The organism is Obesumbacterium proteus (genome assembly GCF_001586165.1).
Lineage (GTDB): Bacteria > Pseudomonadota > Gammaproteobacteria > Enterobacterales > Enterobacteriaceae > Hafnia > Hafnia protea.
On record NZ_CP014608.1, the window covers coordinates 139,637 to 164,537 of the forward strand.

Genomic DNA, 24,901 nt, shown 5'->3' on the forward strand with positions numbered 1-24,901 from the left:
TTCAGTGGCTATGCGAGAGGGCCGTCGGTGCCGGAATGGTGATGGGTTTTAAGGCCGATATCACCCGCTTTAACATCACCGTCAGTGGTGTAGTTACCGCCTTTCTGGGTGACGCTTCCGTTAAAGCTGGCACCCGTTCCGCCCTGAATGGCCATGCCGCCATTGCCGGTCAGTTTTTCCTGTGCGGTCACCTGATGTGTTGCATTGACCATCGGGGTATCGAAGTTAGCCTGTTCTTCTGCGGTCACGTTGTAGTTCTTGCACCTGACCTGATATGTATCACATTCCACATCAACGATGCGGCCCTTTTTAATCGTGACATGGGCACCTTCATCGCTGTAAATCGATACCTCACCAGATTTCAGTGCCTTGATACGGTAGGCCATGTGTTCGGTAGCGATGATGATGCCGTGTGAAGTCTGGCCGCCCAGTGGTAAAATGATCGCTTTAGAACCGGACGGTGGCACGGACGTAAAGCCAAAGTGCTGGTAAAGCTCTGCGTCTTGCAACTGCTCGCCGGCAACACCATTGACCTGCACGGTTTGCACAGGGCCTGCGCTGTTAACGCGTGTTAAAACCCCTCTAAACGCCCGACGAATGCCGGATAAAGCGCGGCTAATACGCTCATCAACATTATTCCACATCGACAATCCTCACATCGGCTTTCTTTTTCTTCGCGTTGCGCTTCTTCTTTTTCTTCGGAAATGCATCCGGTATCCAGACGCCATCTTCTTTGAGTCTCAGTGTGGTAATGGTACCGCCGCTGCGGCTGCGATTGAACTCACGACCCATCAGGAAAAAAACGGTGTCGATTTCATGCGGTTCGCTGATGATGTGAATACGCTGGCCCGGAGACCACAGCACCTTGTCCGACGTGCGGTGACCTTGAACGGTGGCATTGAGTGCATAGCCCGCCAGACGGGCATCAGCCATCGCCTTGCGGGCACGGTACTGGATTTGTTCCTGGCTGTCCGCGTCGTGCATGACAAGCACCTGCGGACGATAATAAGAAATCGACGGGTCTGACACGACCGCCTTCATGCCGTGAAAGCCGGTCTCGGCCGTGCCAACCGTGCTGTCCTGGCTGTCGTTCGTATCAGTGTCGTCTTCGACCGTGATTGCCGCTGTTGAATCAACATCGACAATAGCCAGGCTGCTTTTTTTGGTGGTGTGCGCGTGCCCCTGGCCCAGCACGGTGAGCTGGGAAAATGAGCGCTCGATAGAACTGGTATCACTGAGCTGCAGGAGATTATTCCCCTTACCGCTGAGGCGCATTATCAGCGTGGCCACCGGCGCGGTGGTGTAGTCCGGGCCGCCGATAATTAAGGTGCCGTCCGGGGCGAACCACGGCCACAGACCGCGACAGGCACACGCACGCATCAGCGTATCCCAGGCGCGTTCGCCGGGCTCGACGGTTATTTTGTCATTGCGGATTGAGCTTTCAGCCTGCAGCCGGATGTTGGTGATACCGAGCGGCCGGACAACCTGGGCGATAACTTCTTCCAGTGTCACCTGGCGGGCGGTCAGTACCGGTGACGCGCAGTCCACCAGTATGGCCGTGCTGTCACGGCCGCTTAACGATAGTGCAACCTGACCACGGGCAACGGAGCGCTGGACATTATCAATCCGACCCACCATCACCGTATCCGCGCCGATTTTTACCTGGGCGGCCGCGCCGCGTTTCACATCGGCTGGAAACTTACCGGACGGCAGACCCAGCGTCATGCTCCACTGGTCTGCCGGGATAAGAAAATCGCTGTCAATCTGGTAGGTCATCCAGTCTGCGTGCGCTTTGCCGGCGATAATGACGCTGACCTTATCCTGGTCAACAATCGCCGCCTGCTGATTATTCACTGTAGGCATTGATGATGTCCCCCGGTTTAAGGTTATTTGGGTCGCGCAGTTTCGGATTCAGGCGCTGCAACTCGTCGGCCCGGCTAAAATCGCCGTACCACTCGTAGGCAATCAAATGCAGGTTGGCCACGCGATTGACCGTGCGCTTTGTCAGCGGTGGTCGGGCATTGATTACCGCGTCACCTAGCGTCTGCAGCGACAACGCAATATCTTTTAATGCCGATATCACGGGCTCATATTCCAAGCCTAACGGTTGCTCACTACTACTGATTGTACTGAGCGCCGGCGCGTAAAGCGTGCGGTGCTGGTCGATGGTGTCCTGAATCGACTGACGAGTAGCGTTCACAATGGTTTCAACATCATCCGGGGTCATGTAAGCCGTCAGCGTATCCTCACTGAGAATGGCGGAAGCCTGCTCGGTCAGCTCTATGGTGACGGCAAGTGAGGTCAGTGTGATGAGTTCGGCAATGTCCGCCGTGGTGGTGCGTGACGGCATCGCGACCGGGGCTTCTTTCTCCCCCGTGACCAGGTCTACCGGCAACGAGGCCACGCTTTTAGCCTGTGCATACACGGCTGACCAGTCCGACATAATCAGTCCGGGCGTGGCAGCATAGGTCTGTAGTGCCACCTGTGACGCGATATCGGTACTCGTTGTTGACGTAGGAGTGGCAGTAGAATAAGCCCCAACGCTTTTGCCGGCACTGCTTTGCGAGCTGGCTGATTTAAGGCTCAGTGTGGACTGCAGGTCACTGAAAAATGCCGCCGGATAATTAATGAAATCCGTCGTACTGCTGATAAAGCCCGTCACTTCGCTTTTGAAAACGGTCACCATATTCAGTGCGGCCGTAGCCAGAGACTTGGCTTTCGACATCAAACTGCGGGCGGTACGCAAAGGTTTAAGTGCGTTGTCTATCAGGGTATTGGCATTATCAATCATGCCCTGGATTTTATTGAAAATCGCATCAGCCTGAGACGTTGGGTAACCGGTGACAAAAAACGGATTACCTGTTTTTGACTGTATAAACTGGATATCTAGCGTGCAAGCATCTACGTTTTCAGCTTCGTGGTTGACCTGGTAAACCTTCACTTGCATATTCGGCATAGAGCCGAATATCGGGTGGATCAAATCCCCCGCATCACGCTTATCCAGCGCCTGGAGTAACGTCTGTAACCGGCTTTCATAGTCATCCCCCCACAGCATGGCCGTAAGCTGCAGGCTGCGGGGTTGTGCGCCCATGTCCTCGATATCAGCACCATCGAGATAGGGATATTCATGCTGAGCCAGGGCGCGTTCTACACTATCGCGCGTATTGATCACATCAAAACGAACGCTGCGGAAACTCGCATCCTGCATATTTTCAGACCAGGACATTAGTAACCTCCCGTCGAGCCGCGATTAGCCTGGCTGGCGTTGACTTCATTGGTAGACTCCGCCACGACTTTGCCGTCGAGCATCATGGTGTTCTGGATTTGAATCGGGATAAATGGATATTGCTGTTGCTGAGGCCGCAGATAGGAAGGCACTCCTGTACCATCGCTGCCCGCATCCATTCCAATTGTGGATGGCTTACTCCACCACGATAACGGGGTATCATCCGTAAGTTGGTCTTTATGTGCGTTAGCTCTATCAACCATCAGTTGTCCCACACTGATACCTTTTGCATCCGCTTCTTGCTTTGCAGAGTCGAGACGATCACTTAGGTCAAATGCAGACCCGGCATAACCTGAGAAGCTACCCAAAAGTGAACCTAACGGGCCTTTAATGCCGTTACGTGAATTTTTGGAGCCGTTGTTCCCATCGGAATTTTGCCAGTTCGTCACATACACTGGGACGACACCAGACTTTTCACCCGTCAAAATATCGGTGGGGTTGAATTTACCCCCGCCTTTTTTACCGAATCCAGGAATACCACCACCGGTCAGAATGCGAATACCTGCTACAGCTGCTGCGACGGCCGCTAATGCCTTAATACCTGTTGTTGCACCTGATATTGCTGTAGTGAGTTCAGGATATTTTGAAGAGTAATCTGTAAGTTCTTTCGATAAATTACCTAGGACATCTGACAGTGATTTTATAGAGTCCATTTCCGAGAAATCGCGAACGTTTTTTAATTGGTCAGTTTTGTAATCATTCGTATCCTGAATAAGACCATAATTAACATCCCCCGCACGCTGCCCATCCGGTAAATCACGTTGTTGATTTGCACCAGATACCACATCATTAAAGTATTTCTTGTTTGCGCGATAACCTACTAATGCAAAAAGAGCTTGCTGATCAGCAATAATTTGTCCGATACCTGAACCTTCTAACAGTTTCTTTTGCGCCTCCATTATTTCCTGACGCTCACCACCTTTAGCCGTTTTTAATCTGCTCTCTAATTTTTGATATTCTGGATTATTACCAACAACCTTATCGACAACACGGTTAAATGCCTCAAGGGGATTTATACCCTTAGCACGCGCGGCGGATAACGTTCCTGGCAGGTCGATGCCATGCCCATTAATTTTAACCCTTGCCGCCGCTGTGGCGGCATCCTTACTATTTATTTTAAGCAGTAAATCAGTGACGTTAACGCCAGCCTGACTGCTGTCACCTGATGTGATCGCAGCAGCCTGGTTAAGGCCCAGTATGGTGGAGAAGTCACCTAAACCTTTCATACCCAGATTACTGGCTGCCGCTAATTGGGCGGGTAGATATTTCGCCTGGTCAGATAATTCAAATGAACCCGCCTGACCCGCAGCAAGAGCCATGTTTAGCGCCTTGCCAATGTCCTGGTCTTGAATGCCGAACGTCTGTTTAAGGCGAATAGCAATTTGTGCCAGGTCTTTCGGGTCAGCTCCTGATGCAGTAGCGTATTTCTGAATGACCGGAAGTAATGTTTTTGCAGAACTAAAATCAACCGCACCGGATGCGAGCAGCGCATTCAACGTATCGGCCGCACTGTCTTTATTACCACCGCCCGTTTTAACTGTCTCACGGATAAGTGAGTCCATCTGCTGCATACCGGCTTTGCGACCGCTAATTCCCTGGTCAGCAAACGCAGTGTTTGACATGTCCGCGAGCTTGCGTTCATACGTCATCTGATTGTTAACGGGCTGAGCTAGGACAGCCCCTGCGGCAGTAACACCGCCTGCAATCGCCATCGCATTGGAGCCCCAGCCTTTGGCTCGCTCCATGCGTGACATGGACTGTCCGGCGCTGTTGAGTTCACCGCGCAGTTTGCTGACTCGGCTGGTCATGGCTTCGAAGGCGCGGGATTGTTCGTTCGCTGACATGACGCCGCTTCGGGTCAGGCGATTGTACGCCGCCTGAGTGAGCTGAATCTCCCGCTGAATGTCGCGCTCCGCGCGGATGCCCAGCGTAGAACGCGCTTTGGCCGACTGCTGGTACTCTGAACGCAGGGCTTTGGAGGCCTGGATTGCGCTGTCGCTGTTTTGCTTTTGTGATTTGCCCAGCTGGTCGTCCGCTTTCTCAACGGCCTTGGTCTGAGCAATGGTGTCCTGCATGGCTTTTTTCAGGACTTTGGAGGCGGTGTCTTTGGCGGCCAGGGTGAGCGCCAGTTCCAGATTACGGGCCATTACTTCTTCCTCCGGTTAGGCTTCTGGCGGCGGGATTTGACGCTGCGGGTAGTATGGCTCGCGCCGGCCGCTGGCGGTTTCTTGCCATGCAACCGGGCGAGCGCGTTGATGTAGCCGTCAAGCTCGGCGCGGGTCATTGCGCCGATTTGTTGCTCGGTTATGCCGTACTTTCCGAGGGCGAGGACGGTGAGGCGGTATCCGGCGATGTCGGCCTCAAATCCATCCGCTTTTTTTTAAGGGCGGAAATCTGCGCGTCAATCAGATCGAAATCATCGTCCGTCAGCTGGTCAAGCAGCAACTCAGCCGTAATGTCATCCTGACTCAGGTCACCCAGCGAACCCAGCACGCGAGCAATGATGGCCACGCGGTAAAAGATATTGGCCGCTGCGCCGTCCGTGGTGCCTTTGGTTTCTGCTGTCAGTTCAAGCGCTTCCACGGTGTCACGAATGACCGGCAGGCGCACGGTGAAATCAAAATGCACCTTGCCGTTCGCTTCTACGCCGTGCAGTAGTATGCCGCTGTCCATCATCATTCGGTCACCCTGCGCAGTGCGCTGACCGTAATGTCGCGTTTGGCTTCGTTATCGACGGTGTAGGTGGCCCCGACCTGGGTACTGAAACAGTCCAGATAGGACACGCGCTTACCGCCGCTGCCGCTCAGCGGGTACTGCGTGATTTTCGAGCCTTCCATTGCTTCCCAGTCAAGGTCGCCCGTTAACGGCACCACAACGGAAATGGTCAGCTGATATTCCGCAATACCGCGTGCAAACCCTTTGGCACGGCCCGTTTTGTTCATCGTCTTCACAAGCTTGCGGCCGGTGGTGACGTCTTCCTTAAGGTCGGTAACCTCGATTTCCTGGCCGTCCATCTCCAGGATGATCGAACCGACGTATTCTTCTAATGCCATGTTTAAGGCTCCTTACAGCAGCAGGTCGATGCGGCCGGCAAATACGTGCAGGCCGTTCACCACGTCACACGGGATGGCCGCGTCCAGGCGGTTAACGTCCTGAGAATCACGCTCAACAATCAGCGCGTCTTTGTTGGCGTCAACTTCCTCCACAATCTCCAGCTCTTCGAGCTTATAAAGGACGTCGAGCAACTCGCTGCGCACTTTAGGCCCGGTTCGGGTGCTGAGCTTGTCGCGCGGGAAGCGCAGCGCGATACGCTCACGACAGGCTTTACGCACGTAATACAGGGTGCGGATGGTGGTCAGGTCGAGCAGTGCCACATCATCAATGCCCTGGGCATCCACGGTGTAGGTGGTGATGGCCCGGACAATCTGCACCACGTCGCCGGGGCCAATCTCAAACGGCGTCAGGCCGTTATAAAGGGCGTTCTCCTGCTCGTTACGCCCCGGACGATCGGCCAGCGCGGTGACATCGAGCGCCTCCAGAGCCAGGGTGTTGAGCGGACGGGCCGGGTCTTCTTCACTGGCAATGACCGCCGCATAAGCCGCCGCGATTTCACCCGGCAGCATGACAGAGCCGTTATGCCAGCCGAGGGTGATCGCACCGTCATTTATCTGACCCGCCAGCGTGGTGCCGGTGGCCAGTGTTTTCGCCCAGCCGCCGACGCCGATAGCGCTGCGCTGCTCAAGCGGCCCGCTGACCGATTTGATGTGCGTGCGTAGTGCGGTAAGCGCGGTCTGCGTGGAGAACGGACTCACCACAATGTCATGACCGGCCGCAAAGACTGCCGCCAGCGCTGGCGCAATGTCCGGGTCTGTCGCACCATTAGCCATCGCCACTACTGCGACGGTAGCACCGGTCGCCGTAGACTGTGCCCGCAGGTTGATATCGTTACCGACCGTGCCTTTGTGCTTCGCTGTCAGGGTAATGATGCCGGCATTTGCCGAGGCCGTCACCGGCAATGCCGGCGTCTGGCCAATCAGCGTGACCAGCGCTGCGGCCGTGACTGTCGCGGTGTCCCCTGCAGTGGCCGTCACATCCAGACGCGTATTGCCAATCCACAGCGATACCACGCCGGTTGAGGTCGCAGGCCCCGTCAGGGTCAGCGTGCCGGTGGCGGCAGCACCGCCGTTGGCTGCATCGTTGACGCCAATCACCTGCAGTGACAGATAGCTGTTGCTGCTGATAGCGGCCAGCGTCATCAGGTGTGCCAACGAACCGGCACCGAAATAAAGTGCCGCCTGGTCACCGGAGAATACATCCACGGCGGCCAGCGGTGTCGCCGTACCCGTCGCCAGCATCTGGCCGATAATCAGCATCTTTTGGGTGTTGCCCGGCAGCGTGCGCACGGCCAGCGCGGTATTAAATTCAAAGTACTTGCCCGGCTTGCGGATACCGGAGCCGATGGTATTAAACGAGACGTTAGGACTGGCCATCGGTCACCTCTTTGGATGCAGTTTTGAGAGTGGCTGAGGCGGCAGTGCCCGTATCAGGCTGGGCCGTCACGGGCGTTTTAGCCGGTATTGGAGCTTCAGCATTCACCAGGATCACATCGCCGTCACGAAGGCGGCGCTGGTAATACGCGCTGTCCGGCACAGTGACAGATTGCGCATCCGTGATGTAACGCCGCGCATTGTCTTCCTGCGGGACGCGCACGCCGGCGGCGGCTTTGAGGGTTAAATCAGTCATGGGAAATAATGTCCTCTCCATCCGAAAGCCGGTGGCTTCCCGGAATATGGTAATCAAGACGGGTGGTCAGCCAGTCAGGGTCAGGCTGACTGACCTCGCCCTGGTAACCGGTAAAGATGCTGTCTACCGAATCTGGCGGTGCACCGACCACAGGGAATGCGCCGTTCTCCAGCGCCTCTTCAATCCAGGCGGTATCGAACTCGCAGGAAAAAACGGACAGCGCCTGGTGTTCCAGCGGCGTATTAAAGAGCGTGCGCACCCGCCCCGGAATAAGGTGCTCAATGGGCAGCGACATATCCTGACCCGAGAGCAGGCGACGCACGGCCGCAATCAGCTTATAGGTGCCCACCTCGTTCAGGTTGGGCCCGCCCTGGCGGGAGGCTTCCTCACTGCGCACGTTGCGCTCACCGACAATGACCACAAAGCGCCCGTGCGTTTTATACTTACGCTTACCCACGTTGACGTTTTCGGTTTTCTGAATGCCCCCAAAGGTCACCCAGACGGCCGGTAACTGCCTGGCGATTTCTGCAATATCACCATCAAGCTCGCCGCCGTAAGAGCGCACAGCGCTGGACATCCGTCCCAGCCCCTGACGCAGGCGTTCGCAGATGGCGCGTTCAGTCTGGATAATCAAAAGGCACCTCCATCCGTTGAATCACGGCCAAAAGCGCGGCCGTTAGACGAGAACTTCACCCGCGCCCCGGACGGCACCACGTCACCATTGGGTAATCTGCCCAGGGAAACCGTGCCTCTGGCCACCTGTTCGAGATAGCGGATGGCATCGCGGTAGCGGTCACGGATTTCGTCCGTGACCTGCGTCTGTGCGCCGCACGCCAGGTAACGGGCAATCGCGCAGCAGCGGCCGACCAGCAGGCGCGGCGCATCCGGCCACGGCGTGGGATAACGGGCGACCAGGTAGCTGTCGATTTCAGCCGAGGCCTGCTCTAAAAAGCTGAGCATCACCGCATCATCGACAGCGCCGGTAAACTCCCGGTCGGTGAGGGAAATACATTCCCGCTCACCGAACGCCGTTACCATGTCATCGCGCGTGGCGTACATAAGATGCTGTCCTTATTTTTTCGTTTTATCGTCAGCCGGTGTCAGGCTCACCACCTGGGCTTTCAGGGTCTCAATCTCAGCCGCCTGGGCTGCGATGGTCTCCTGTTTCGCCGTCAGGTCTGCGGTTGCCTGGCTCAGGTCACCATTTAGTTTCTCAACCTGCGCATTGGCGGCGGTGAGCTGTTCCGTCGTGGTCTGGAGGTTGTCCGTCAGCGTGTCAATTTTCTGCTGAGCCGACAGCAGCTGATCACTGATGTCGGTGGAGTTGACCGCCAGTTCCTGGTCAGACAGGCGTACCACCACCAGTTGATCTTCCGCTTCCAGCACCTGCAGCTGTGCGGCGGAGAAGTGATCGTCAGCGTAGGTCTGGGTTTTATCGCTGTGGGCCATGCCACAGCGGCGGAATCCGTCCCGCTTCGCGGTGATTTGAATCGGCATTATGCGGTCTCCCCGGTTGAGCCATACGCCATCTGCCAGAAGCCGTATCCGCCGTTGGCGCGGGCTTCAGCACCAAACAGGAACTTCTTACGCATGAAGACGTTGTCGTTGTTGTAGTCGGTCTGCTCCACGAACTCGGCTTTTTTACGTTCCTGGTAAATCAGCGGTTTCATGACCTTGGAGGTATCGAGCAGGAACCACGCGGTGTCGGAGGTCAGCTCTGCGACCACCAGCACTTCCGCCGTGCCTTTGTACGGGTTCGGCGTGTTGTCCGGGAAGCGGTCTGCCGTCATCAGGTAATTGGCGGTGTCTTCCAGCGCTGGCGGGACGACTAAAATACCTGGCAGGATTTTCAGCGATGAGCCTTCATCATCCTTCATCTGACGCATGGAGGTGCGGGCGGCACCGTAGCTGGCTTTGGCTGCAGCATAGGAATCCGCCGACAGCTTTTTGGTGCTTTTGTTGGAGACCGATACCCCTTTCACCGGGTGATCGACGTCAAAGAACATCTGGCCGTCGTAACACAGGTTGTGGAATCCGCCACTGAGCAGTGCAAAGACAATGTCGGCGGGCAGCTCAGAGGCTGACTGACCGGCAGCCTGCGCCTGCTGGGCATATCCCAGCAGCTGATCGTCTTCGATATCGTTACGATCAACTTCGATGGTGGCTTCCCAGTCCTTGTTTTTGATGGTGTACCCGAAGGCAGCCAGGGACTTGACGGCCTTGTCCCCAATCCATTCGCGCATTTTTGGGAAACGACTCAGCCAGGCATAGTCGTTCTCTTTACTGGTGGAGGTGACCAGCATGGCGACCTTCGTCCAGTCTGTTGGTGCCTGGGTAAATGCTCCCTGAAAGGTGGCTTTCAGGTTGATGAAGATGCTCTTAACGTTCTTTTGGTTTACTAACACGGTGACTCTCCTTAAATCAGAACCCAGACGCCATCGGCATCAACACCCAGCACGATACCGGCGACCGGTCGAACATCAGTGTCGCTGGTTTTGGCCACGGTCTGGCTGTCGGCCAGGTAACAGGTTTTACCAATCTGCGCCTGCGTCACCGCATCCGCGCCCAGGTTGGCAAAGTTCCAGGACTTGCGGCGGCGAACCACCACGACAGCGTCACCCGCCGCGCCGGCGGTGTTGTCCACCCAGCCGTCGCATACGCCCAATACGGTAAATCCCGCCGTGGCCACACCGGGTACAGCAAAACCGGCAGCGTTGGCGCAAATCATGTGGCCGCCAAAAATTTCTGTGGCCGCTGCGACGGGAACCGGGAACAGCTCGCCGTCTTTGTGCATGGTGTTACGGTCACTCATGGCCGTTCTCCTTCATAAACTGCGCCACGACTTTCGGGTCGGTGCCCAGCAGGCTGCAGACCGCGAGGTCAAGTTCACCGTCATCCGGTGATGCGGGTTCACGCGGCAGCGTGCCGGTCGGTGGCTTGCCGCCCGTCTGGCTCTGGGTCAGCGCTGCGATAGGCTGCGCTTTCTCCAGGAAGCTTTTGAGGCTGGCCGGGTCTTTTTTGCCCAGGTCTTCCGCCCAGGACTTTTGCGCGGCCAGCAAACGACCGTCGCTGAGCGCGGCGGTAATCAGCCCGCTGCAGTCCTGCTGACTCAGCGCCGCCGCCTGTGCGCGGGCTTCTGCAACAGAGGCCAGCATGACTTCAACCGAAACAAACTTGGTCGGGTCTGGCGTCTGCTGCTGAGTAGTCAGCGCAGCAATCTGGGTGGACAGCGTGGAAACCTGCGTTTCGTTACTCTCCAGGATGTTCAGGAGATTCACGGAGGCAGCGGCAGTGCCGTCACCATTGGAAAGACGGGCGATCACTTTTTGTAATTCAGCAATCACGTCTTCCATCGTGGCGGACAGCGGGAGATTGAGCATCCAGCGGAGTTGTTCAAGTAGTTCATCCATTCCGGCATTACCCTCTTGGATTGGTGGAGTGGCCAGGAGAGAGGCGGCGGCTAACATCACCGCATCCATATCGTCCAGAGCCGGCGTATTAGTCAGCGCGGCGTGCAGAATGCCCGTCACGCGACCGGATTTGTCGTAGCTGAAAACAGGGGAAATGTAGCGATATTCCAGGCCATCGATATAACTGGCAGCCGCAGCCGTCCAGTCAACGGTCGCAAACAGGCCTTCGCCTTCGCGCCATTCGAGGTCTTTAAACCAGCCGGAGGCCGGTGCAGGCTGGCCGTTGGTGGCCGCCTTTAAGGTCTGATGCTCATAGTCGAGCACGTAAGGCGTGACCTTGGCATTGGCGGCCGCAATCAGCGACTGGGCGATATCGGCATTCATCAGCCAGCACGCGCATTCGGTCGGCCGTCCGTCAACCGCACGAAACTCACCCGCCGGAAAGAGCTGGATGGTTCCCTTGGTTGCCTGGGAGATTTCATTTGCCAGTGCGGCGATAAGTGTTTTCATGACACCAGACTACCGGTGTGCAAAAAGCGGAATAAGTTGAAGGGGTTCAGTGGCTATAAAAAGGAAGGAAATACGCGGTCAGACTAGAGTGCCTCCTAAGCGGACAGATGGCAATGCGTCTCATCGTTTTTAAACCCCGTTTAAAAACGGCGTAAAGGGGGTGTCGCGAAGGTATGTGACGGTTTTGCAGCTGAGGCGCTTAGAATGCCATACAGCGCGTTATTCACTAATCGTCAATCAGGCGTTTAAAATAGTTCGATACGGTCTCTTCCATCCCCTCGACGTCCTGCTCGGTCAGATGCAGGAATGGCCGCGCCGGCATTTTGATTTTATAGGCGGCAACCGCGACGGTCTGGGCAAAGTTAGAACGCGATTTTTTCACGAACTGCTTACCGACGTTGCCGTGTTTATCCTGCCTGAAATGCACGGTCTGCTTACGGGCGGGCTGATTGATGGTGCCGCCTTCCTGATGGATGCGGGCGTATTTCACGTTGGTGCCGACCGTTGCACTGTCGTTGTCGCTGTACTGGTTGATGCTGGTCGCGAGCCGGCCGGATTTTTGCAAAATCTTCCCGCCCTGACGGGTTTTGGCATAACGCGGACTCCAGCCCGCCCAGGCGGGACGGCCTTCACTGCGGAAGTTTTCCTCGACCGCGTCACCCATCGCCGCCGCCATCTCGCGCATCAGCGCTTCGCGGTTCTCCAGCTTCTTGATGAAGTCACCGAGATTTTTGCTGAAATCGGTGACGTCATATTTAATTTCCAGCTTGTCACCCATCAGAGCGCCCCTGTAAGCGCTGTCAGTTGGCCAAGTTTCGCCAGTGTGTCCGGGGTGAGTGGCAAGCCCTGGTCAAGAAAGGACAGCGGCAGGCCTTCGCGGGCAGCAATGAGGTCAGCCCGCACGGCATAACGCACCCCGTCCTTGCTTACTACATAGACCAGGCCGGTATCATCCAGCAGGGTGGCGTCGGCCTGGCGTAATAACTCAGGCAATGAATCCCAGGGCGAAGCCGGCGCGGCCAGCACTCCGGAATCGTAAACAGTCAGCGGGGCCACGGATGGCGTGATGCCACGACGCGTCAGTGCATTCAGTGTGTCCGGGTTAATCGCGCCCACGTGGCGCAGCGTATTGGCCGGTTTACCCTGGGTTACGGTCTGATTAACAAAGCGCTTAACGTCATTTGACATCGCGTTCACCAGCGTTGGTTCACGCAGCGTCTGGTCAACGGCCAGCGAGGCCAGCTGAGGCGTGGCCACGGCAGAACGGTCAAGCAGCCGTTGCCCCAGTGCGGCCAGCGAACCCTGTCCCGGATTGTGGCCAAAACCTGCATCCGGAGTGTACAACTGACCGTTCAGCGGATTGCGCAGTGCCTGTACCTGGCGGGTATCGTTCGGCCCCCAAGCCTGCTGCACGGTCTCAATCATGTCGCTACTGTCCTGCACGGTGAGTGAGTTACGTTTCACATCCCCCTCAGACCGCGCCCGGACGCGGCAGCGGCAGTGATACCCATCCGGCGGGTACATGAACTGCCACACCGGATCATCATACCGGGCAGTAAACCCGTTGAGCGCGGCATGGGCCGGGCGCGTATGCGTATCCATGACCGCGACGCGCTCCCAGTAGGGGCGGAACTCGACGTTCGCCAGCTGCTCTTCATAACGGCCGGCGTTATATGCTGCCTGCATGTTGGTCTGAAAGATGGTATCCAGGCGGCGCGGCGTGAGCTGCTTGCCTTCGAGCACGCCGTCGGCATCCGCCACCAGGCCTTTGCCCATCCAGCCCTTTTGCGTGAGCGTCGGGATCAGGGCTTTTTTGAACTGGGCCAGCGTTGTGCCGTTGGCCAGCGCGTCGCTCAAGCCCTGGCGGATATCGGTCAGCACATCCTGCTTGAGCACGCCAGCCACGGTGAAGGCCGTAGCGTGGGCGCGGGCCTCCACGTCGTGCCAGTTAAACCCGATGGTGTAGCCCTTATCCTCAAAATAACGGATAGCCTCTTCGGGTTTAAGGCCGATAGCATAAGAGAGATCGACACCGGCTTTAGCTGGCACTGTTGATATGCCCCCAGATGTCGGCAACGAACAGCGCCTGGGTCAGCAGTTGCTGCAGCTGCGCGTCGTCGAGCTGCGGATAGCTGGCGGCGATGATGTTAAGCGCCTCATCAGGATGCTGGCCCGTGCTGAGCGCGGTGACCAGCGGCGCTATCAGCTGCTGCATGGCATTGTTGATGGCCTCCGGCACACTGCTGGTATTGTCGAGTATCACCTGAGCGGGGTCATCGGTGAGCGCAGCCGCAGTACTGAGCGCGGCAAAGCCGGGTTTCGGCTGGCGGGTTAAGGCGGCAGTCACTGAGTTTACGGCGGGCGTACGCAGCACCGGTTCATTGTCCAGCGCGTCGGGGATGCCCAGCTTTTTATGCACCCAGGAAACCGGGATAGCGTCATCGCCGGCCTCGACCAGCGTTTTCACACCGGTGGAGAAGTTGGAGATTTCTTCGATATCGCGGGTATCAAACACCAGACGCGGCTGTCGGCGGCTGCTGACCGAATAGCCATTGAGCGACAGCAACATGCGGATAAAGCCCCGGAAGAAGCCCTCAATCTGCTTGGCGTCCGCCACCAGAATGTCATGGCGCACATCGTTGTGCACGTTGCCCAGGGCGTTGGTCGAGGTCTTGCCATCGGCCTGGCTGGTCAGTGTCGCGCCCAGGATAATCTTAGACTCGGTGCGCTCTGCCCAGTCAATCATTGCCACAAAGGGATCTGCCTGACCGCTGGCGGCGGTTTTGAAATCAATCTCGCTGCCCTGCGGGATAATGCCCGACGCGTTGTGGCCCAGCGTGACCAGCGCCTGCAGCAGCGCGTTGCGCTCGTCTTCGGTCGCGCCGCTGGCGTAGGTGCCGACGCGGGCAGGCAGGCCGTAGATTTCCAGAAATTCAGCTAGGTCGCGAATGGAATAGTTCTTGAACAAGTAAGGCCAGATAAGCACGCGGTACAAACCGGACTGTGCGATATAGCCGGATTTGGCATTGTGGTAATGCACCAGCCAGCCGAACGGCCACAGTTCAGTGCCCTGCATGGAGCCGTCGTTGAGGCGTATCTGATCGTCGATCTCCGGGTTGGTCATAAACCAGCGGTGCGGGCGGAGTTTAATTTTAGTGGGTAGCCAGACGTCATCTTCCAGCTCCCATTTTTCGATTTCCATCGCAGCGAACCCGTGGCCAATGGCCTCGGCGGCGTTGAGGATAATATCTTCAAACTCAGGAATATCACGCAGCCAGCCCGACACCAGGGCCGCGAGACTTTTCTCTTCTTCGCTGGCGTTCTCCGGGGGCGCAACGCTCCAGTCGAGGGTCAGCAGCGCATTCTTACGCTTGGCCATCTCTGAAAATACGTGACCGTCACGCTCGACCATGTCTTCAAACAGGTCAGCCTGGGCGGACAGGTCACCGCGTTCCGCCGCTTCCAGGATACGCGGCAGCTTGCGAATGGTCATGCCGCGTGAGGGATGCTCCGGCCAGTGACGGTTAAGCTGTACCATCTGCGCGGTCTGCGGGGCTTTGAGCACCGCTTTATTGAGCGGATTACCGTGCTGGTCGAGAATTTGCACCATGTTTACCAACCTCCAGAGTCAGAACCAAAGCGGTCACCGCGTGCGCTGTCGCGGCTCGTCGGCACCGGGGTAAAAGAAAAGTGACCGGCACCCGACATGGCCAGCGCCCACAGCATGTGCAGGCAGTCCGGGCCATCGTCGTGATCGGCTTTAGGGAAATGTCGCAGCTGGTCAATCAGCGTATTTTGCGACGAATGCAGACGGATAAGGCCGTTGGCCATGTGCGGCTGCAGGGATTCGATGCGCAGCATTTTATCGGCATGGGGCTTCACCGCCCGCGCCGGCACCGGAATGCCCAGCTGCGCCGAGCGCTTCACCAGCTCGGTGCGCAGGAACTCCTGAAACTGCACGGACTCAATCGACCAGACCAGGCAGCGGTAAATGCGCTGCAGCTCAATCACGTCCGAAATGATTTTATCCGGGACGCGCTTACGGATAGCCGCCTCAACCACGTCCAGAATGCCGGTATGACGGTTGAATCCGCCGACCAGAAGCGCGGAGGGGTCACGCCGGGCATTGCCCTGAATACCGAGGCTGGGGTCACACGCCCCGAAGAATACCCACTCTTCCAGCCGGTTGACCCAGAACTGGATGCAGCCGGTGAACGGCGCGTCTTCGCCGCTGACCGGGTCATTCTGGTACTCAGCATCGAAGGTGCTGTGGCCATCACGGGCACGTATCAGCATCAGGTCCAGAATTGGTCGCGCTGACCAGGACACTATCGCGCCAGCGTTCATCTCCAGACGGTGATTTTCATAGAAGGCGTTGGCCATCCATTCGCCATCTTTGCCGTTATTGCGCAGGATTTCTTCCCACTCATCCCACAATGACATGTTCTCAGGCCACTGGATGATCGCTTTGAACCGCGCCGAACGCCACAGCGGGTTGTTGAGGGTGCGTGACAGCACCGAGTCGTAATGCAGGATGGTGCCAATGTAGACCACATCGAATTTTGCCCCCGCACCGCCCAGCGGCAGCACGGTCTTTTTCAGCCAGCTGTCCAGTTTGTCGCGCTGGTCGGGGTTGCGCACCTGCTCATCGTTCTCGATGTCATCGAGTACCGCCAGGTCAGGACGGTACGGGGCATGACGCAGGCCGCGCAGTTTTTTACCTGAGCCCGCGACCTGCACTTTCACGTCATTGCGTGTAAGAATGGTGCCCATCTGCCAGACGCGCCCGCCGCCGCTGGCTTCGGGAAAGTCCATCAGCAGGCGGGGATTGAACTGCAGCTCGCACTTAATGGCTTCGAGCATCGGATAGGCCTGGTCGATGGAGTCCATCACGATGACGACATAATGTTTCAGCTCGCAGATGATGCACCACAGCACAAAGAGCTGACTGACGAGCGTGGATTTTGCCTCACCACGGGGGGCAGCAATGGCGTCGTTCTCGCCTTTGAGGCTGGCGACGATTTCAGGCAGGCGCTTAAACAGGTGTTTGTGCAGCTCGCTTTTATCCTGATGGCGGACATAATGCGGGAAGTACTGCGCAATGAAATACTCGTAGCCGGTAACCGGGTCTCTGACTTTTTCCCTACGCTCGGCCACGGCCGCCGCAGACGGATCAAAGCCTACGCATTCAGCCTCAATGGTGCGGCGCAGGCCAGCAGCAAGCTCCTCGAGCTCTTTGGCAAAATCGCGGGCGGTAAGCTTGATATTCTTCTTGGCCATGACCTGACTCGATGATGAACATGCCGGCAGAAGCCGGCATGTCAGGGTTTCAGAATGTTTGGATCAATATTTTTTTGCAAACGCGAACGCATCTTTCAACACGTCGCTGACATCATGACCGGCAACCAGTAAAACGGTTTCCAGCTTGCCCGCCAACTCTTCTTCGGTCTTGATCGCTTTTTTCGCGAAGGCCACCGCGTCGTCCCAGACATCAGTCACCGCATGGTCAGCAACCAGCAGCAACGCCTTGACGCGGCTCAGTGTGGCATCCAGCTCAGAGACGGTCTCTTCGACCGGCGCTAAAGTTTGTGGCTGAATAATCGGCTGCGTCGTATTTTCCTGACCCTGACCGACTAACACCGGTTCAACAACGGTGCCAGGCAATGCGGTGGTGGAAAGATTTTCTGTTGATAAGTCACCAGACGACTGGAGACCTGCTGTACTGTCGAGGATTGGTTCCATTTTCACTTTTCTCGCTTTGTTAAAGAGGCCTTTAAGCCAGGTTAAAAAATGCATATCGCCTCACTCACTGGCGTCGGTTTGTGCCAGTGCGGCATTAATTTCATCGATAAGGCGCGACTTCGTGGTGTAAGCCGCTTCGCCATAGCCCCGGTCTGCACTGTGCGTACAACCATCATTCGTTTTGACTATCACATAGTCGCTGTAATCGGCACGCGAGACAGAGATAATGGCGCTGGCCATCACGGACACGCTGTCACTGAGCCGGATTAATTTGTCAGCCATACAGTTGCTCCACCTGTTGCCCGAACGGCTCCAGTATTTCCAGGAATGCCGCCAGGTGCTTGGAATGGTGTTCGGAAATAAACACAGACAGTTTCTGGATCACATCCAATGCCACCGCCAGTTCGCTGGTTTCTGGCAGGATGCGCTTGCTGGCCGACGTGGCCTTGTTGAAGGCATCCGCCAGACTGGCCAGAAGTTCGACGCGTTCACGCGGTTGCATGGTCGAATCACAGTTCAGGGTATCCAGCGTGGTCTGGTACTGGATCAGCAACCCTGTCAGGATGGCGCGGCCGGTATCTTCCAGCCCGTTTCCCGCCAGCGTGTTCGCCGCTCGCATTTTGTCCCAGTCGTCGCCGGCGTCCTGCGATTCCTTCTTCCAGCGGCGGGCGGTCGCAAACGCGACACCGGCCTGAGCCGATGCGATTTCCAGCGAAAACTGACCGAATATATAGGCCTTACGCAGTTTGTCCCTGGTCTCCTGCGGATGCGCCATATCAGAATCCCATACGCGCTTTGATAAGCATGATCGTGGTGCTGACCAGGCACCCGGACAGCCCGCCAGCAATGGCTCCGGCCACCGCGCCTTTTTTGGATGCCGCTGCGTCGATGGTGTCTATACGGCGCTCGATGCGGTCGAGCTTGTCGTAAATCAGGTCGATACCCATCGCACCGGGCAGTGTGTGCTGCAGGGCGTCAAGTTTTTCGCCGATGCTGCGCAGCTCCTGTAATTCACCCAGCATCGGGTTAGTAACGGGCACCGGTGAGGGGGTCAGCTTTCTGCGGCTTTGGCGTTGCTGGCGTGGTTTCATTTATCTGCCTTCCTGTCGAGTTTCTCTTCGATACGCTCCACGCTCTTTTTCATGTCGCGCAGCAGCTCCTTAATCGTGTCCTGATCGCGGCGGGAATCTTCCCGGCGCTGATACTCCTGTTTGATGCGCTCGACGTCGATTTCGAGGTCGGTAATGTCCTGCTGCATCCCCCGAAGGAACAATCCACCAAAGGTGGCGCACAGGCCAAGAGCGATGTTAAATGCCAGATCAAACGTCATTGGCCGTCCTTTTTATCCGCGCCCTGATAGAACGCATTGAGTGTCCTGAGTTTGCTCTCTAGGGTCTGGCACCAGGTGCCGTAATCACTTCCGAGGGTGAGGATGCCTGCGGGGCTGAGTCCGCCTGCGGGGCTGGCGGCATCGGCGGGATGCCCAGCATCTGCGCCGGTGGCACCCGGCACACGCTCACCACAGCCGGGGTAGCCAAGACTGGCACGGAGGGCGCACAGGCTGTGAGGGCCAATGCCTGTATAAGCAATACCATCTTTTTCAATGACATTTTTGATTGTCCTCTGGAATGCCTGGCGGGCCTGTTCAAGCTCGCCCTGTTTGGCCAGCAGCTGTGCAGAAAGCGTTTCCGCCTCGGCCTGATACTGTTTTTGCAGGGTCAGCGCATCCGCCAGTTCGGCGGCGGACTGTTGGGCTGCGGCAGTTTTTTCGGTCTGGGCGGTGAGTTTGAACGCATCGAAATCCGTGCGCGTCGCGCTCTCACGCTGATTGGCCTGGTCAATATCATGCTGGTAGGTATGACCGGCAGCGAGATACCCCAGCCCCGCACCGGCGACCATCAGCACCGCGATGACAACCAGCGTGACCCAGTTATTTTTCAGGAAATTAAGCAGCAGGGTTGGCATCGGGTTTGACCTCCTGATCGCGCTTAATGGCAGCGCGTTTTGAGGCCTGACTGTGGAATACCCAGGCGGCCAGATAGGCGGCAACGTGCCACTCTTCGAGATGACCGGTCACCGTAACCCAGACCAGCACAAACGAGCTCACCAGGAAGGCACCGAACAGCGTGGTGTCTGATGTGGAAAGCCGGTCAGTGACCGGATTAGAGATAAGTTGCAGAATTTTTAATGACATAAGACCGCCTCGGCGACCTTGAGACGCGCCGTGCGCTCCGCCAGGCCGGTGGTGCTGCCATTGATGCGGCGGGTCATGCCGACAAAATCACGAATATCGGCATAGCTGTTGAGGTTGTTCGCCTGCCAGAACCAGCCGGCTGAACGCGCCGCCTGGGCATCGTCGAGCAACAAATCCGGCTCGGTAAGCAGGTCGAGACCCAGTGCCACGCCACAGGCCAGATAATTGCTTTTGCCGGTCACCTGTTTAAGCCCGCGCCCGCGATACTTCCAGCCATCGCCGGAGGATTCGGGCCCGTTGCCCATACGTCCGGCATAGGCACGATTGGCCAGCTTTTCAGGATTGCGGGTGTAGGCTTTGGCGAACTCGATTTCGGCGGCATCGACAACGCCATTTTTATTAAGATCGAAACCGGTTTTAAACAGCGCGGCCACACGGGCTGGGTCGTTGTAATAGAGGTTTTCAGACAGTTTGGTAAAACCTGTGCTTTCGTGGCCAATCTGGGCAATGAACGCTGCCTGACGGCGCGGAGTAGAAATACCAAACTCGGTCATTGCCGCGACAACGTGCGGAAACCAACGTTGTGCGAGAGCGGAAGTTAAGCTTGCAGCTTTGCGGAAGTCTTCGAGAGTCATACAGACGCCAGGTTGATGAATTACGTGGCGTCAGTATCGGATTTTAAAAGTGGGGGATTAAGTTGAAGGGGTTCAGTGGTTAAAGATCTTCTTTTAAACTATTAGATTTAACTAGCGCTAGCTTTTCTTCGAAATCTTTAGATGTATAAGTTAAAAATGTAGTGTCTTCGAGAGTTTCAGAGTCGCGATTCATTTGTAATATGACAGTATCCCCATCAAATTTTATGAATAAATTCCCACCATTCTTTATCGCAGCGTCATATTCTTCTTTTGTGAACACAGAAGAAGCCTCTCCATACTTTTTAACGAGACCAGCAATTACGCCATCCGTATCATTCCCATTCACCGTGATCGCGAAACGCTCAAATTTATCATTTAGGAAAATTGCAAAAGCAGTCGTTTTCTTTCCTGCAAATTTAAAGTCTTCACAATAAAGAGTTTTCATATCCTGCGTATCTGATTTGTGGTCTTTCATGTTGCATATATGAGCATTTTTTAGTTCATCTATCGATGCCCCAAATTTGACATTTCTAAACCCATCAACAGCATAAGCTGACGAAGCAGAAATCATGAACACCAGAAATATCGCTATTTTTTTCATAATCACCTCAGAATAAAAAGTTTTGTTGATTATCCTGGACAGCCTTTTTCTCAGCTAGCAATCCCCAGGCAAACCGGTCACTAAAACCATACTTAGGACATAACGCTGTCATCACCATCAAAGATGATGAACCTTGACTGCGTAATTCTTCGAACTCATTAAGAAAACGGCGGTTGCGCAGTTCCCGCAGGGCGCGGTCGCAACGCGGGAGGTAAAGCACCTCACCGCCGAAAGTCTTCACGATCAATGCGGCGTTCTCGTCGCCAATAGTCTGGCGAAGGAGTGCTGAACGCGTTGCCCCCAGAGCACGCAGCCCTTTCCCGACCGGAAACGTCGTGCCACCGAAAGCCTCGAGCAGGCGCACTGTTGCTGGATAGCCGATCAACTCAGCAATTTTTTGTACTGATTCCGGCAAAAGGTCTGCAACCTGCTCAATGTTCATCATCATTCTCCGCGTTGATTTCTTCGTTTGGCATTCACTATCAGTGCCTGCATCAGCTTACGAAGCTGATTATCGTCAAGCCAGATAATATAGTGTTTTTTAAACATGTGTTGCGCCATTTGTTCCGCGTAAGCCCACGGTAAATCACGCTCTGCCAGCAACGCTTCGATTTTATTCAGAACAGTTTGACGTGATGCGGCCACCCGAGGTTTCTTGCCATACTGCTTTTTAGGGGTCGGCTCAAACCCTTGCCCCTTCATGTATGACAGGATTTTTTCGCCTTCGGTATCGGTACAGCGTGACGAACTGGACTTACCGGTCAGGCGATATAATACAGCGCGATACGTCTCATCGTCCCAGTTCAGGGACGACTTGCCGACATGGATCAACTGAATCAGTCTCTTCTCCATAGGGCCCCCATTGTTTCCCGTAGCTCAGAGCCCACCTGGGAGGCAAGCCCAAGCCGCATTAGCCAGTCAGATAATTTACCCAGCGCCGCCTCCGGGCTGTCACATTCAGGGAAATCGGAAACAGTAACCCGGGCGAACCAGGATCCATGTTGGTAAGTCAGCATCACTTCCTGTTCTAACATTGAACGTGACTTGCTGTGACGCAGCACGACACGCATTGATGCTACTGTCTCTGAGGTGTAATTCGGGCTGCGTTCAAAATGCACGAGTTGCTGTGAAGCTTTACCGCACTCGGTAATCAGATTAGCGGTATCAGCGGGTGAGAAGCCACCGAACGCTAGCACCTTTGCACGCAGTTCAGTGATTTCATTCAGCGCTGATTCGAAGAGCGCCATCTGTTCAGTGGTATAGCCCTCACCGTAAGTCAGCATGTTTCTAAAAAGATTCAGGTCAGTCATGGGACACCTCATCTAAATTAGCGTGACCAGTCACGTTAGTAAGATTTAACGCTTTAGCATCGCGGGTAAACCAACAGCGGCTTTCTCCGATAAACGCTGCACCGCAACCTTTCGGGAGTTGCTCGCCACACTGCCTGCACTTGCCCAGGCTTGACTCCTGGCGCTCAAGGCGCTGGCCATCACATAACAACAGCAATTCCAGATACTCTTTAATGCTGTAAGGATTACGGCCAGGATTACGGCGGCTGCATCCTTGCAGCGCCATTTGATATTCCCGTTCAGACAGTTGTATTTCGATACGGTGCAGACCAGTAGCTTTGCTCTGACGGGCACGCTGATCGGCTTTGCGTTCGGCGGGAGATTTAGCCATCATTCATCTTCCCAGGTATCTATAGGACAATGGCGACCAGAAGCTGCAGGCTCATTGTCACTAAGTTGCGGACAATCGGGATGATTACATTCACCATCCCGCCCGGCTGCACATCTTTCCAGAGGTTTAGGCGGTATTGCATTCAGAGCCCGTTCTACTGCGTCTTTCTCCCCTGGAGTAAAGCGCAGCGAGCGAACAGCTCTTGCCAGTACCTTTGGATCAGCAGAACGCTGGTGCAGCATCATGGCGAAATTGGCGATATCCTCGAACGTTCCGGCATTCCCCTTCGTCAGATGATGCACCAGTAATTCAGCAAGATGTTCAACTGAACAGACCTCGGGATTATCCCAGCCACTGCGCCCTTTGTTGCGAGCAGTGGCCAGCTTTTCTTTGCAGCAGGCGGCGAACAGGTCAAAATGGAAATCATCAGAGTGTTCTGCTGGTGGAGCCTGCAACAGGAGCCGGCCCATCATATTGATTTCACGAAGGGTCGCGCCCGTTCTGCCATAAGCCAGTTCATCGAGACGCTTTGGGGTAAATTCATCTTTCAATTTAATCATTTGAGTTTTTCCCCCGACGCTGTTTAAGTACCTTCAGCACGTACAGAATGAAGTCACCAAGCTTTGCGCCTACCCAGACAGCGGCCTTTCGCCAGGTGATCGCACCGCACAAACCAAGGTAACCACCGAATCCCAGGCCGATCCCCGCGACGACACCGAGACCACACAACACCCAGATTGAATCGATAGTAATGGTCATTTTTGCGCTCCCGTTCCCAGGCTAACCTGATTGGCCAGACGCAAGACCAGCTCCGGCGTGATGGTTTTTAGCCACTCGTCGAGTACCGCTGTATCTGCTGTCATGCCATAAACTTCAATGGCCACCTGACGTTTGGTGGGCACAAGTCCGGTGGCATCGAGATAACCTTCGCCCTGGCACATCGGACATTCGGCTTTGCCGATAATCTCTTCGCTGGTCAACGGGTAGTGGCTCATGGTCTTGACGCACAGGCCTTTCACCATCTCAATATCAAAGATTGTGAGACGCTGTACTTCCTTCAGTGGTTCTCCCAGATACTGCAGATGGTTTATATGAAAACCACCGGCGCGGCCTGTCAGGCTGACGACCACATGACCGCTGCCGAGTGCCCAGGCAGTTGAGCGCGTGGTGACTTCGACGCTGTCAGGAATGCCCATGACTTTGAAATATTTGAAGCGGCTACCGACCGGGAATTTATCGTTAAAGGCTTCTGCGGTAAGGTGTTTCAGAAAGTGAGTCATGGTATTAGCCCTCAATCTGCAAAGGTGACTGGCCTGAACCATTGACCGCATGATTCAGGGTGGCGTTCTTACCCGCCAGATAACCACTGTGGCCAGCATCACCCTGACCACCACGGGTCTGTTTGGCTTCGCGTGGCGTGGTGGTTTTCATCTCGGATTTGTATTTATTGATAAAGGCCTGCATCAGGGTTTGCTCACTCTCAGTGACAACAAACCTCTGCACTACCTCGTACACACCCGCCACCCAGCCTTCGCAGAACTTGTCAGCGCGGGCAATGCGGGTTTCAGATTTGATGCTGCGGCGCACACCAGATAAATATTCAGACCTGGCGCGAACAAGCTGACGACTCAATACAGTCCAGGCATAAACGGCAATTTGCGGACGCTCTTCCGGGCCGTAGAAGGTGACAATGCGTTTAGGAATACCGCGAGGGGTATAACGCCAGCTGGCGTATGACTGCACGCCGAAGGCTTTCTGGATAACCTGAATGAGTCCCACCATGTAGGCTGGCATTGACTGGGCATCAGACGGTGCGCCCTGGCTGCTGGCTTCGCTGATATCGGAAATGCCGACATCAAGCTCCGTGACATGGTATTCCGCCATCAATTTACGGGCACGGGCGAGAGCTAAAGCGGCTTCGTGACTATTAGTCGATTTCCCTAAAGCCAGAAGTTTCTTTATTTTCGCGAGATACTTTTCTTTATTCATAATAAGCCTCTGCATAATTTTGGCGTAAGCGCGCCCCTGGCGGGTTTACGCCATATTTAAAGAAGGTTTTAAAAAGAGTTAAATCAGCCCGCAGGCGTTAACGACTTGGTA

General features: G+C 55.7%; 35 protein-coding genes. All 35 read right to left on the minus strand.

The features are described 5' to 3' along the window. Nucleotides 1-8: 8 nt before the first annotated feature. A complete protein-coding gene (locus DSM2777_RS00710; protein WP_061552897.1) occupies nucleotides 9-644 on the minus strand; it encodes a phage baseplate assembly protein V in 636 nt (211 codons plus the stop codon). After that, nucleotides 634-1,863, minus strand: a complete 1,230-nt coding sequence (locus tag DSM2777_RS00715; protein WP_061552898.1) for a phage baseplate assembly protein — start codon at nucleotides 1,861-1,863, stop codon at nucleotides 634-636. Before DSM2777_RS00715 ends, DSM2777_RS00710 begins: the two co-directional genes overlap by 11 nt. Further along, complete coding sequence (locus tag DSM2777_RS00720; RefSeq protein WP_061552899.1) at nucleotides 1,847-3,226, minus strand: DNA circularization protein; 1,380 nt, start codon at nucleotides 3,224-3,226, stop codon at nucleotides 1,847-1,849. Before DSM2777_RS00720 ends, DSM2777_RS00715 begins: the two co-directional genes overlap by 17 nt. Then, a complete protein-coding gene (locus DSM2777_RS00725; RefSeq protein ID WP_061552900.1) occupies nucleotides 3,226-5,433 on the minus strand; it encodes a phage tail tape measure protein in 2,208 nt (735 codons plus the stop codon). The genes DSM2777_RS00720 and DSM2777_RS00725 overlap by 1 nt, the downstream gene beginning before the upstream one ends. Nucleotides 5,434-5,590: 157 nt before the next feature. After that, nucleotides 5,591-5,965: a hypothetical protein gene (locus tag DSM2777_RS00730; protein ID WP_237087808.1), complete on the minus strand. Its 375-nt coding sequence runs from the start codon at nucleotides 5,963-5,965 to the stop codon at nucleotides 5,591-5,593. Then, the gene (locus DSM2777_RS00735) at nucleotides 5,962-6,339 is read right to left on the minus strand and encodes a hypothetical protein (protein WP_061552901.1); all 378 of its coding nucleotides are present in this window, start codon (nucleotides 6,337-6,339) and stop codon (nucleotides 5,962-5,964) included. The genes DSM2777_RS00730 and DSM2777_RS00735 overlap by 4 nt, the downstream gene beginning before the upstream one ends. A gap of 12 nt (nucleotides 6,340-6,351) precedes the next feature. Further along, complete coding sequence (locus DSM2777_RS00740) at nucleotides 6,352-7,776, minus strand: phage tail sheath subtilisin-like domain-containing protein (RefSeq protein WP_061552902.1); 1,425 nt, start codon at nucleotides 7,774-7,776, stop codon at nucleotides 6,352-6,354. Next, nucleotides 7,763-8,029 carry a DUF2635 domain-containing protein gene (locus DSM2777_RS00745; RefSeq protein WP_061552903.1) on the minus strand — a complete coding sequence of 89 codons (267 nt, stop codon included), beginning with the start codon at nucleotides 8,027-8,029 and terminating at the stop codon, nucleotides 7,763-7,765. Before DSM2777_RS00745 ends, DSM2777_RS00740 begins: the two co-directional genes overlap by 14 nt. Then, nucleotides 8,022-8,663, minus strand: coding sequence for a DUF1834 family protein (locus tag DSM2777_RS00750; protein ID WP_071889850.1), 642 nt, complete (start codon nucleotides 8,661-8,663; stop codon nucleotides 8,022-8,024). The genes DSM2777_RS00745 and DSM2777_RS00750 overlap by 8 nt, the downstream gene beginning before the upstream one ends. Beyond that, nucleotides 8,660-9,088 (minus strand): gp436 family protein, encoded by a 429-nt coding sequence (locus tag DSM2777_RS00755; protein WP_061552904.1) that lies wholly within the window; start codon nucleotides 9,086-9,088, stop codon nucleotides 8,660-8,662. The genes DSM2777_RS00750 and DSM2777_RS00755 overlap by 4 nt, the downstream gene beginning before the upstream one ends. 12 nt (nucleotides 9,089-9,100) lie before the next feature. Continuing rightward, a complete protein-coding gene (locus tag DSM2777_RS00760) occupies nucleotides 9,101-9,526 on the minus strand; it encodes an HI1506-related protein (RefSeq protein ID WP_061552905.1) in 426 nt (141 codons plus the stop codon). Further along, complete coding sequence (locus DSM2777_RS00765; RefSeq protein WP_061552906.1) at nucleotides 9,526-10,434, minus strand: Mu-like prophage major head subunit gpT family protein; 909 nt, start codon at nucleotides 10,432-10,434, stop codon at nucleotides 9,526-9,528. Before DSM2777_RS00765 ends, DSM2777_RS00760 begins: the two co-directional genes overlap by 1 nt. Nucleotides 10,435-10,445: 11 nt before the next feature. Next, nucleotides 10,446-10,841 carry a hypothetical protein gene (locus DSM2777_RS00770; RefSeq protein ID WP_061552907.1) on the minus strand — a complete coding sequence of 132 codons (396 nt, stop codon included), beginning with the start codon at nucleotides 10,839-10,841 and terminating at the stop codon, nucleotides 10,446-10,448. Further along, nucleotides 10,834-11,949, minus strand: coding sequence for a phage protease (locus DSM2777_RS00775; protein ID WP_061552908.1), 1,116 nt, complete (start codon nucleotides 11,947-11,949; stop codon nucleotides 10,834-10,836). The genes DSM2777_RS00770 and DSM2777_RS00775 overlap by 8 nt, the downstream gene beginning before the upstream one ends. 226 nt (nucleotides 11,950-12,175) lie before the next feature. Further along, nucleotides 12,176-12,727, minus strand: coding sequence for a phage virion morphogenesis protein (locus DSM2777_RS00780; RefSeq protein ID WP_061552909.1), 552 nt, complete (start codon nucleotides 12,725-12,727; stop codon nucleotides 12,176-12,178). Next, the gene (locus DSM2777_RS00785; protein ID WP_237087809.1) at nucleotides 12,727-13,998 is read right to left on the minus strand and encodes a phage head morphogenesis protein; all 1,272 of its coding nucleotides are present in this window, start codon (nucleotides 13,996-13,998) and stop codon (nucleotides 12,727-12,729) included. Before DSM2777_RS00785 ends, DSM2777_RS00780 begins: the two co-directional genes overlap by 1 nt. Next, on the minus strand, nucleotides 13,988-15,559 hold the full coding sequence (locus DSM2777_RS00790; protein WP_061552910.1) for a DUF935 domain-containing protein: 1,572 nt from the start codon (nucleotides 15,557-15,559) through the stop codon (nucleotides 13,988-13,990). Before DSM2777_RS00790 ends, DSM2777_RS00785 begins: the two co-directional genes overlap by 11 nt. Before the next feature lie 2 nt (nucleotides 15,560-15,561). After that, a complete protein-coding gene (terL, locus tag DSM2777_RS00795; protein WP_061552911.1) occupies nucleotides 15,562-17,229 on the minus strand; it encodes a phage terminase large subunit in 1,668 nt (555 codons plus the stop codon). Between the two features lie 63 nt (nucleotides 17,230-17,292). Continuing rightward, a complete protein-coding gene (locus DSM2777_RS00800) occupies nucleotides 17,293-17,745 on the minus strand; it encodes a hypothetical protein (RefSeq protein ID WP_061552912.1) in 453 nt (150 codons plus the stop codon). Nucleotides 17,746-17,751: 6 nt separating this feature from the next. Continuing rightward, on the minus strand, nucleotides 17,752-17,973 hold the full coding sequence (locus DSM2777_RS00805; RefSeq protein ID WP_061552913.1) for a hypothetical protein: 222 nt from the start codon (nucleotides 17,971-17,973) through the stop codon (nucleotides 17,752-17,754). Further along, nucleotides 17,966-18,466, minus strand: a complete 501-nt coding sequence (locus DSM2777_RS00810; RefSeq protein WP_061552914.1) for a DUF1804 family protein — start codon at nucleotides 18,464-18,466, stop codon at nucleotides 17,966-17,968. Before DSM2777_RS00810 ends, DSM2777_RS00805 begins: the two co-directional genes overlap by 8 nt. Before the next feature lies 1 nt (nucleotide 18,467). Continuing rightward, nucleotides 18,468-18,782 (minus strand): hypothetical protein, encoded by a 315-nt coding sequence (locus tag DSM2777_RS00815; RefSeq protein WP_061552915.1) that lies wholly within the window; start codon nucleotides 18,780-18,782, stop codon nucleotides 18,468-18,470. Further along, the gene (locus DSM2777_RS00820) at nucleotides 18,779-19,021 is read right to left on the minus strand and encodes a hypothetical protein (protein ID WP_061552916.1); all 243 of its coding nucleotides are present in this window, start codon (nucleotides 19,019-19,021) and stop codon (nucleotides 18,779-18,781) included. The genes DSM2777_RS00815 and DSM2777_RS00820 overlap by 4 nt, the downstream gene beginning before the upstream one ends. Then, on the minus strand, nucleotides 19,018-19,656 hold the full coding sequence (locus tag DSM2777_RS00825; protein ID WP_061552917.1) for a hypothetical protein: 639 nt from the start codon (nucleotides 19,654-19,656) through the stop codon (nucleotides 19,018-19,020). The genes DSM2777_RS00820 and DSM2777_RS00825 overlap by 4 nt, the downstream gene beginning before the upstream one ends. Next, nucleotides 19,637-19,885, minus strand: a complete 249-nt coding sequence (locus DSM2777_RS00830) for a hypothetical protein (protein WP_061552918.1) — start codon at nucleotides 19,883-19,885, stop codon at nucleotides 19,637-19,639. Before DSM2777_RS00830 ends, DSM2777_RS00825 begins: the two co-directional genes overlap by 20 nt. Next, nucleotides 19,876-20,520 carry a glycoside hydrolase family 19 protein gene (locus DSM2777_RS00835; protein ID WP_061552919.1) on the minus strand — a complete coding sequence of 215 codons (645 nt, stop codon included), beginning with the start codon at nucleotides 20,518-20,520 and terminating at the stop codon, nucleotides 19,876-19,878. The genes DSM2777_RS00830 and DSM2777_RS00835 overlap by 10 nt, the downstream gene beginning before the upstream one ends. Nucleotides 20,521-20,599: 79 nt before the next feature. Next, the gene (locus DSM2777_RS00840; RefSeq protein WP_061552920.1) at nucleotides 20,600-21,121 is read right to left on the minus strand and encodes a hypothetical protein; all 522 of its coding nucleotides are present in this window, start codon (nucleotides 21,119-21,121) and stop codon (nucleotides 20,600-20,602) included. Nucleotides 21,122-21,128: 7 nt separating this feature from the next. After that, entirely contained in the window at nucleotides 21,129-21,563 is a 435-nt protein-coding gene (locus DSM2777_RS00845; protein ID WP_061552921.1) for a Mor transcription activator family protein, read from the minus strand. Between the two features lie 2 nt (nucleotides 21,564-21,565). Continuing rightward, a complete protein-coding gene (locus DSM2777_RS00850; RefSeq protein WP_061552922.1) occupies nucleotides 21,566-21,973 on the minus strand; it encodes a gp16 family protein in 408 nt (135 codons plus the stop codon). Then, nucleotides 21,958-22,431 (minus strand): hypothetical protein, encoded by a 474-nt coding sequence (locus DSM2777_RS00855; RefSeq protein ID WP_061552923.1) that lies wholly within the window; start codon nucleotides 22,429-22,431, stop codon nucleotides 21,958-21,960. The genes DSM2777_RS00850 and DSM2777_RS00855 overlap by 16 nt, the downstream gene beginning before the upstream one ends. Beyond that, nucleotides 22,424-22,804 (minus strand): hypothetical protein, encoded by a 381-nt coding sequence (locus tag DSM2777_RS00860; RefSeq protein WP_061552924.1) that lies wholly within the window; start codon nucleotides 22,802-22,804, stop codon nucleotides 22,424-22,426. The genes DSM2777_RS00855 and DSM2777_RS00860 overlap by 8 nt, the downstream gene beginning before the upstream one ends. Further along, a complete protein-coding gene (locus DSM2777_RS00865) occupies nucleotides 22,801-23,361 on the minus strand; it encodes a hypothetical protein (RefSeq protein WP_061552925.1) in 561 nt (186 codons plus the stop codon). Before DSM2777_RS00865 ends, DSM2777_RS00860 begins: the two co-directional genes overlap by 4 nt. After that, nucleotides 23,354-23,560, minus strand: a complete 207-nt coding sequence (locus DSM2777_RS00870; protein ID WP_061552926.1) for a hypothetical protein — start codon at nucleotides 23,558-23,560, stop codon at nucleotides 23,354-23,356. Before DSM2777_RS00870 ends, DSM2777_RS00865 begins: the two co-directional genes overlap by 8 nt. Then, nucleotides 23,557-24,081, minus strand: a complete 525-nt coding sequence (locus DSM2777_RS24725; RefSeq protein WP_064645405.1) for a hypothetical protein — start codon at nucleotides 24,079-24,081, stop codon at nucleotides 23,557-23,559. Before DSM2777_RS24725 ends, DSM2777_RS00870 begins: the two co-directional genes overlap by 4 nt. Nucleotides 24,082-24,085: 4 nt before the next feature. Next, complete coding sequence (locus DSM2777_RS00880) at nucleotides 24,086-24,790, minus strand: DUF2786 domain-containing protein (RefSeq protein WP_061552927.1); 705 nt, start codon at nucleotides 24,788-24,790, stop codon at nucleotides 24,086-24,088. Nucleotides 24,791-24,901: the final 111 nt, after the last annotated feature.

Excerpts from the sequence above, each read along its gene's own strand:
- DSM2777_RS24725 (WP_064645405.1), bottom strand. The coding sequence starts at position 24,081 with ATGACTCACTTTCTGAAACACCTTACCGCAGAAGCCTTTAACGATAAA.
- DSM2777_RS00840 (WP_061552920.1), bottom strand. The coding sequence starts at position 21,121 with ATGAAAAAAATAGCGATATTTCTGGTGTTCATGATTTCTGCTTCGTCA.
- DSM2777_RS00855 (WP_061552923.1), bottom strand. The coding sequence starts at position 22,431 with ATGACTGACCTGAATCTTTTTAGAAACATGCTGACTTACGGTGAGGGC.
- DSM2777_RS00830 (WP_061552918.1), bottom strand. The coding sequence starts at position 19,885 with ATGTCATTAAAAATTCTGCAACTTATCTCTAATCCGGTCACTGACCGG.
- DSM2777_RS00770 (WP_061552907.1), bottom strand. The coding sequence starts at position 10,841 with ATGAGTGACCGTAACACCATGCACAAAGACGGCGAGCTGTTCCCGGTT.
- DSM2777_RS00760 (WP_061552905.1), bottom strand. The coding sequence starts at position 9,526 with ATGCCGATTCAAATCACCGCGAAGCGGGACGGATTCCGCCGCTGTGGC.
- DSM2777_RS00735 (WP_061552901.1), bottom strand. The coding sequence starts at position 6,339 with ATGGCATTAGAAGAATACGTCGGTTCGATCATCCTGGAGATGGACGGC.
- DSM2777_RS00825 (WP_061552917.1), bottom strand. The coding sequence starts at position 19,656 with ATGCCAACCCTGCTGCTTAATTTCCTGAAAAATAACTGGGTCACGCTG.
- DSM2777_RS00720 (WP_061552899.1), bottom strand. The coding sequence starts at position 3,226 with ATGTCCTGGTCTGAAAATATGCAGGATGCGAGTTTCCGCAGCGTTCGT.
- DSM2777_RS00860 (WP_061552924.1), bottom strand. The coding sequence starts at position 22,804 with ATGATGGCTAAATCTCCCGCCGAACGCAAAGCCGATCAGCGTGCCCGT.
- DSM2777_RS00715 (WP_061552898.1), bottom strand. The coding sequence starts at position 1,863 with ATGCCTACAGTGAATAATCAGCAGGCGGCGATTGTTGACCAGGATAAG.
- DSM2777_RS00815 (WP_061552915.1), bottom strand. The coding sequence starts at position 18,782 with ATGAAACCACGCCAGCAACGCCAAAGCCGCAGAAAGCTGACCCCCTCA.
- DSM2777_RS00850 (WP_061552922.1), bottom strand. The coding sequence starts at position 21,973 with ATGGAGAAGAGACTGATTCAGTTGATCCATGTCGGCAAGTCGTCCCTG.
- DSM2777_RS00810 (WP_061552914.1), bottom strand. The coding sequence starts at position 18,466 with ATGGCGCATCCGCAGGAGACCAGGGACAAACTGCGTAAGGCCTATATA.
- DSM2777_RS00755 (WP_061552904.1), bottom strand. The coding sequence starts at position 9,088 with ATGTACGCCACGCGCGATGACATGGTAACGGCGTTCGGTGAGCGGGAA.
- DSM2777_RS00820 (WP_061552916.1), bottom strand. The coding sequence starts at position 19,021 with ATGACGTTTGATCTGGCATTTAACATCGCTCTTGGCCTGTGCGCCACC.
- DSM2777_RS00730 (WP_237087808.1), bottom strand. The coding sequence starts at position 5,965 with ATGATGATGGACAGCGGCATACTACTGCACGGCGTAGAAGCGAACGGC.
- DSM2777_RS00725 (WP_061552900.1), bottom strand. The coding sequence starts at position 5,433 with ATGGCCCGTAATCTGGAACTGGCGCTCACCCTGGCCGCCAAAGACACC.
- DSM2777_RS00780 (WP_061552909.1), bottom strand. The coding sequence starts at position 12,727 with ATGGGTGACAAGCTGGAAATTAAATATGACGTCACCGATTTCAGCAAA.
- DSM2777_RS00865 (WP_061552925.1), bottom strand. The coding sequence starts at position 23,361 with ATGATTAAATTGAAAGATGAATTTACCCCAAAGCGTCTCGATGAACTG.
- DSM2777_RS00845 (WP_061552921.1), bottom strand. The coding sequence starts at position 21,563 with ATGAACATTGAGCAGGTTGCAGACCTTTTGCCGGAATCAGTACAAAAA.
- DSM2777_RS00805 (WP_061552913.1), bottom strand. The coding sequence starts at position 17,973 with ATGGCTGACAAATTAATCCGGCTCAGTGACAGCGTGTCCGTGATGGCC.
- DSM2777_RS00790 (WP_061552910.1), bottom strand. The coding sequence starts at position 15,559 with ATGGTGCAAATTCTCGACCAGCACGGTAATCCGCTCAATAAAGCGGTG.
- DSM2777_RS00835 (WP_061552919.1), bottom strand. The coding sequence starts at position 20,520 with ATGACTCTCGAAGACTTCCGCAAAGCTGCAAGCTTAACTTCCGCTCTC.
- DSM2777_RS00740 (WP_061552902.1), bottom strand. The coding sequence starts at position 7,776 with ATGGCCAGTCCTAACGTCTCGTTTAATACCATCGGCTCCGGTATCCGC.
- DSM2777_RS00775 (WP_061552908.1), bottom strand. The coding sequence starts at position 11,949 with ATGAAAACACTTATCGCCGCACTGGCAAATGAAATCTCCCAGGCAACC.
- DSM2777_RS00800 (WP_061552912.1), bottom strand. The coding sequence starts at position 17,745 with ATGCATTTTTTAACCTGGCTTAAAGGCCTCTTTAACAAAGCGAGAAAA.
- DSM2777_RS00870 (WP_061552926.1), bottom strand. The coding sequence starts at position 23,560 with ATGACCATTACTATCGATTCAATCTGGGTGTTGTGTGGTCTCGGTGTC.
- DSM2777_RS00880 (WP_061552927.1), bottom strand. The coding sequence starts at position 24,790 with ATGAATAAAGAAAAGTATCTCGCGAAAATAAAGAAACTTCTGGCTTTA.
- terL (WP_061552911.1), bottom strand. The coding sequence starts at position 17,229 with ATGGCCAAGAAGAATATCAAGCTTACCGCCCGCGATTTTGCCAAAGAG.
- DSM2777_RS00745 (WP_061552903.1), bottom strand. The coding sequence starts at position 8,029 with ATGACTGATTTAACCCTCAAAGCCGCCGCCGGCGTGCGCGTCCCGCAG.
- DSM2777_RS00710 (WP_061552897.1), bottom strand. The coding sequence starts at position 644 with ATGTGGAATAATGTTGATGAGCGTATTAGCCGCGCTTTATCCGGCATT.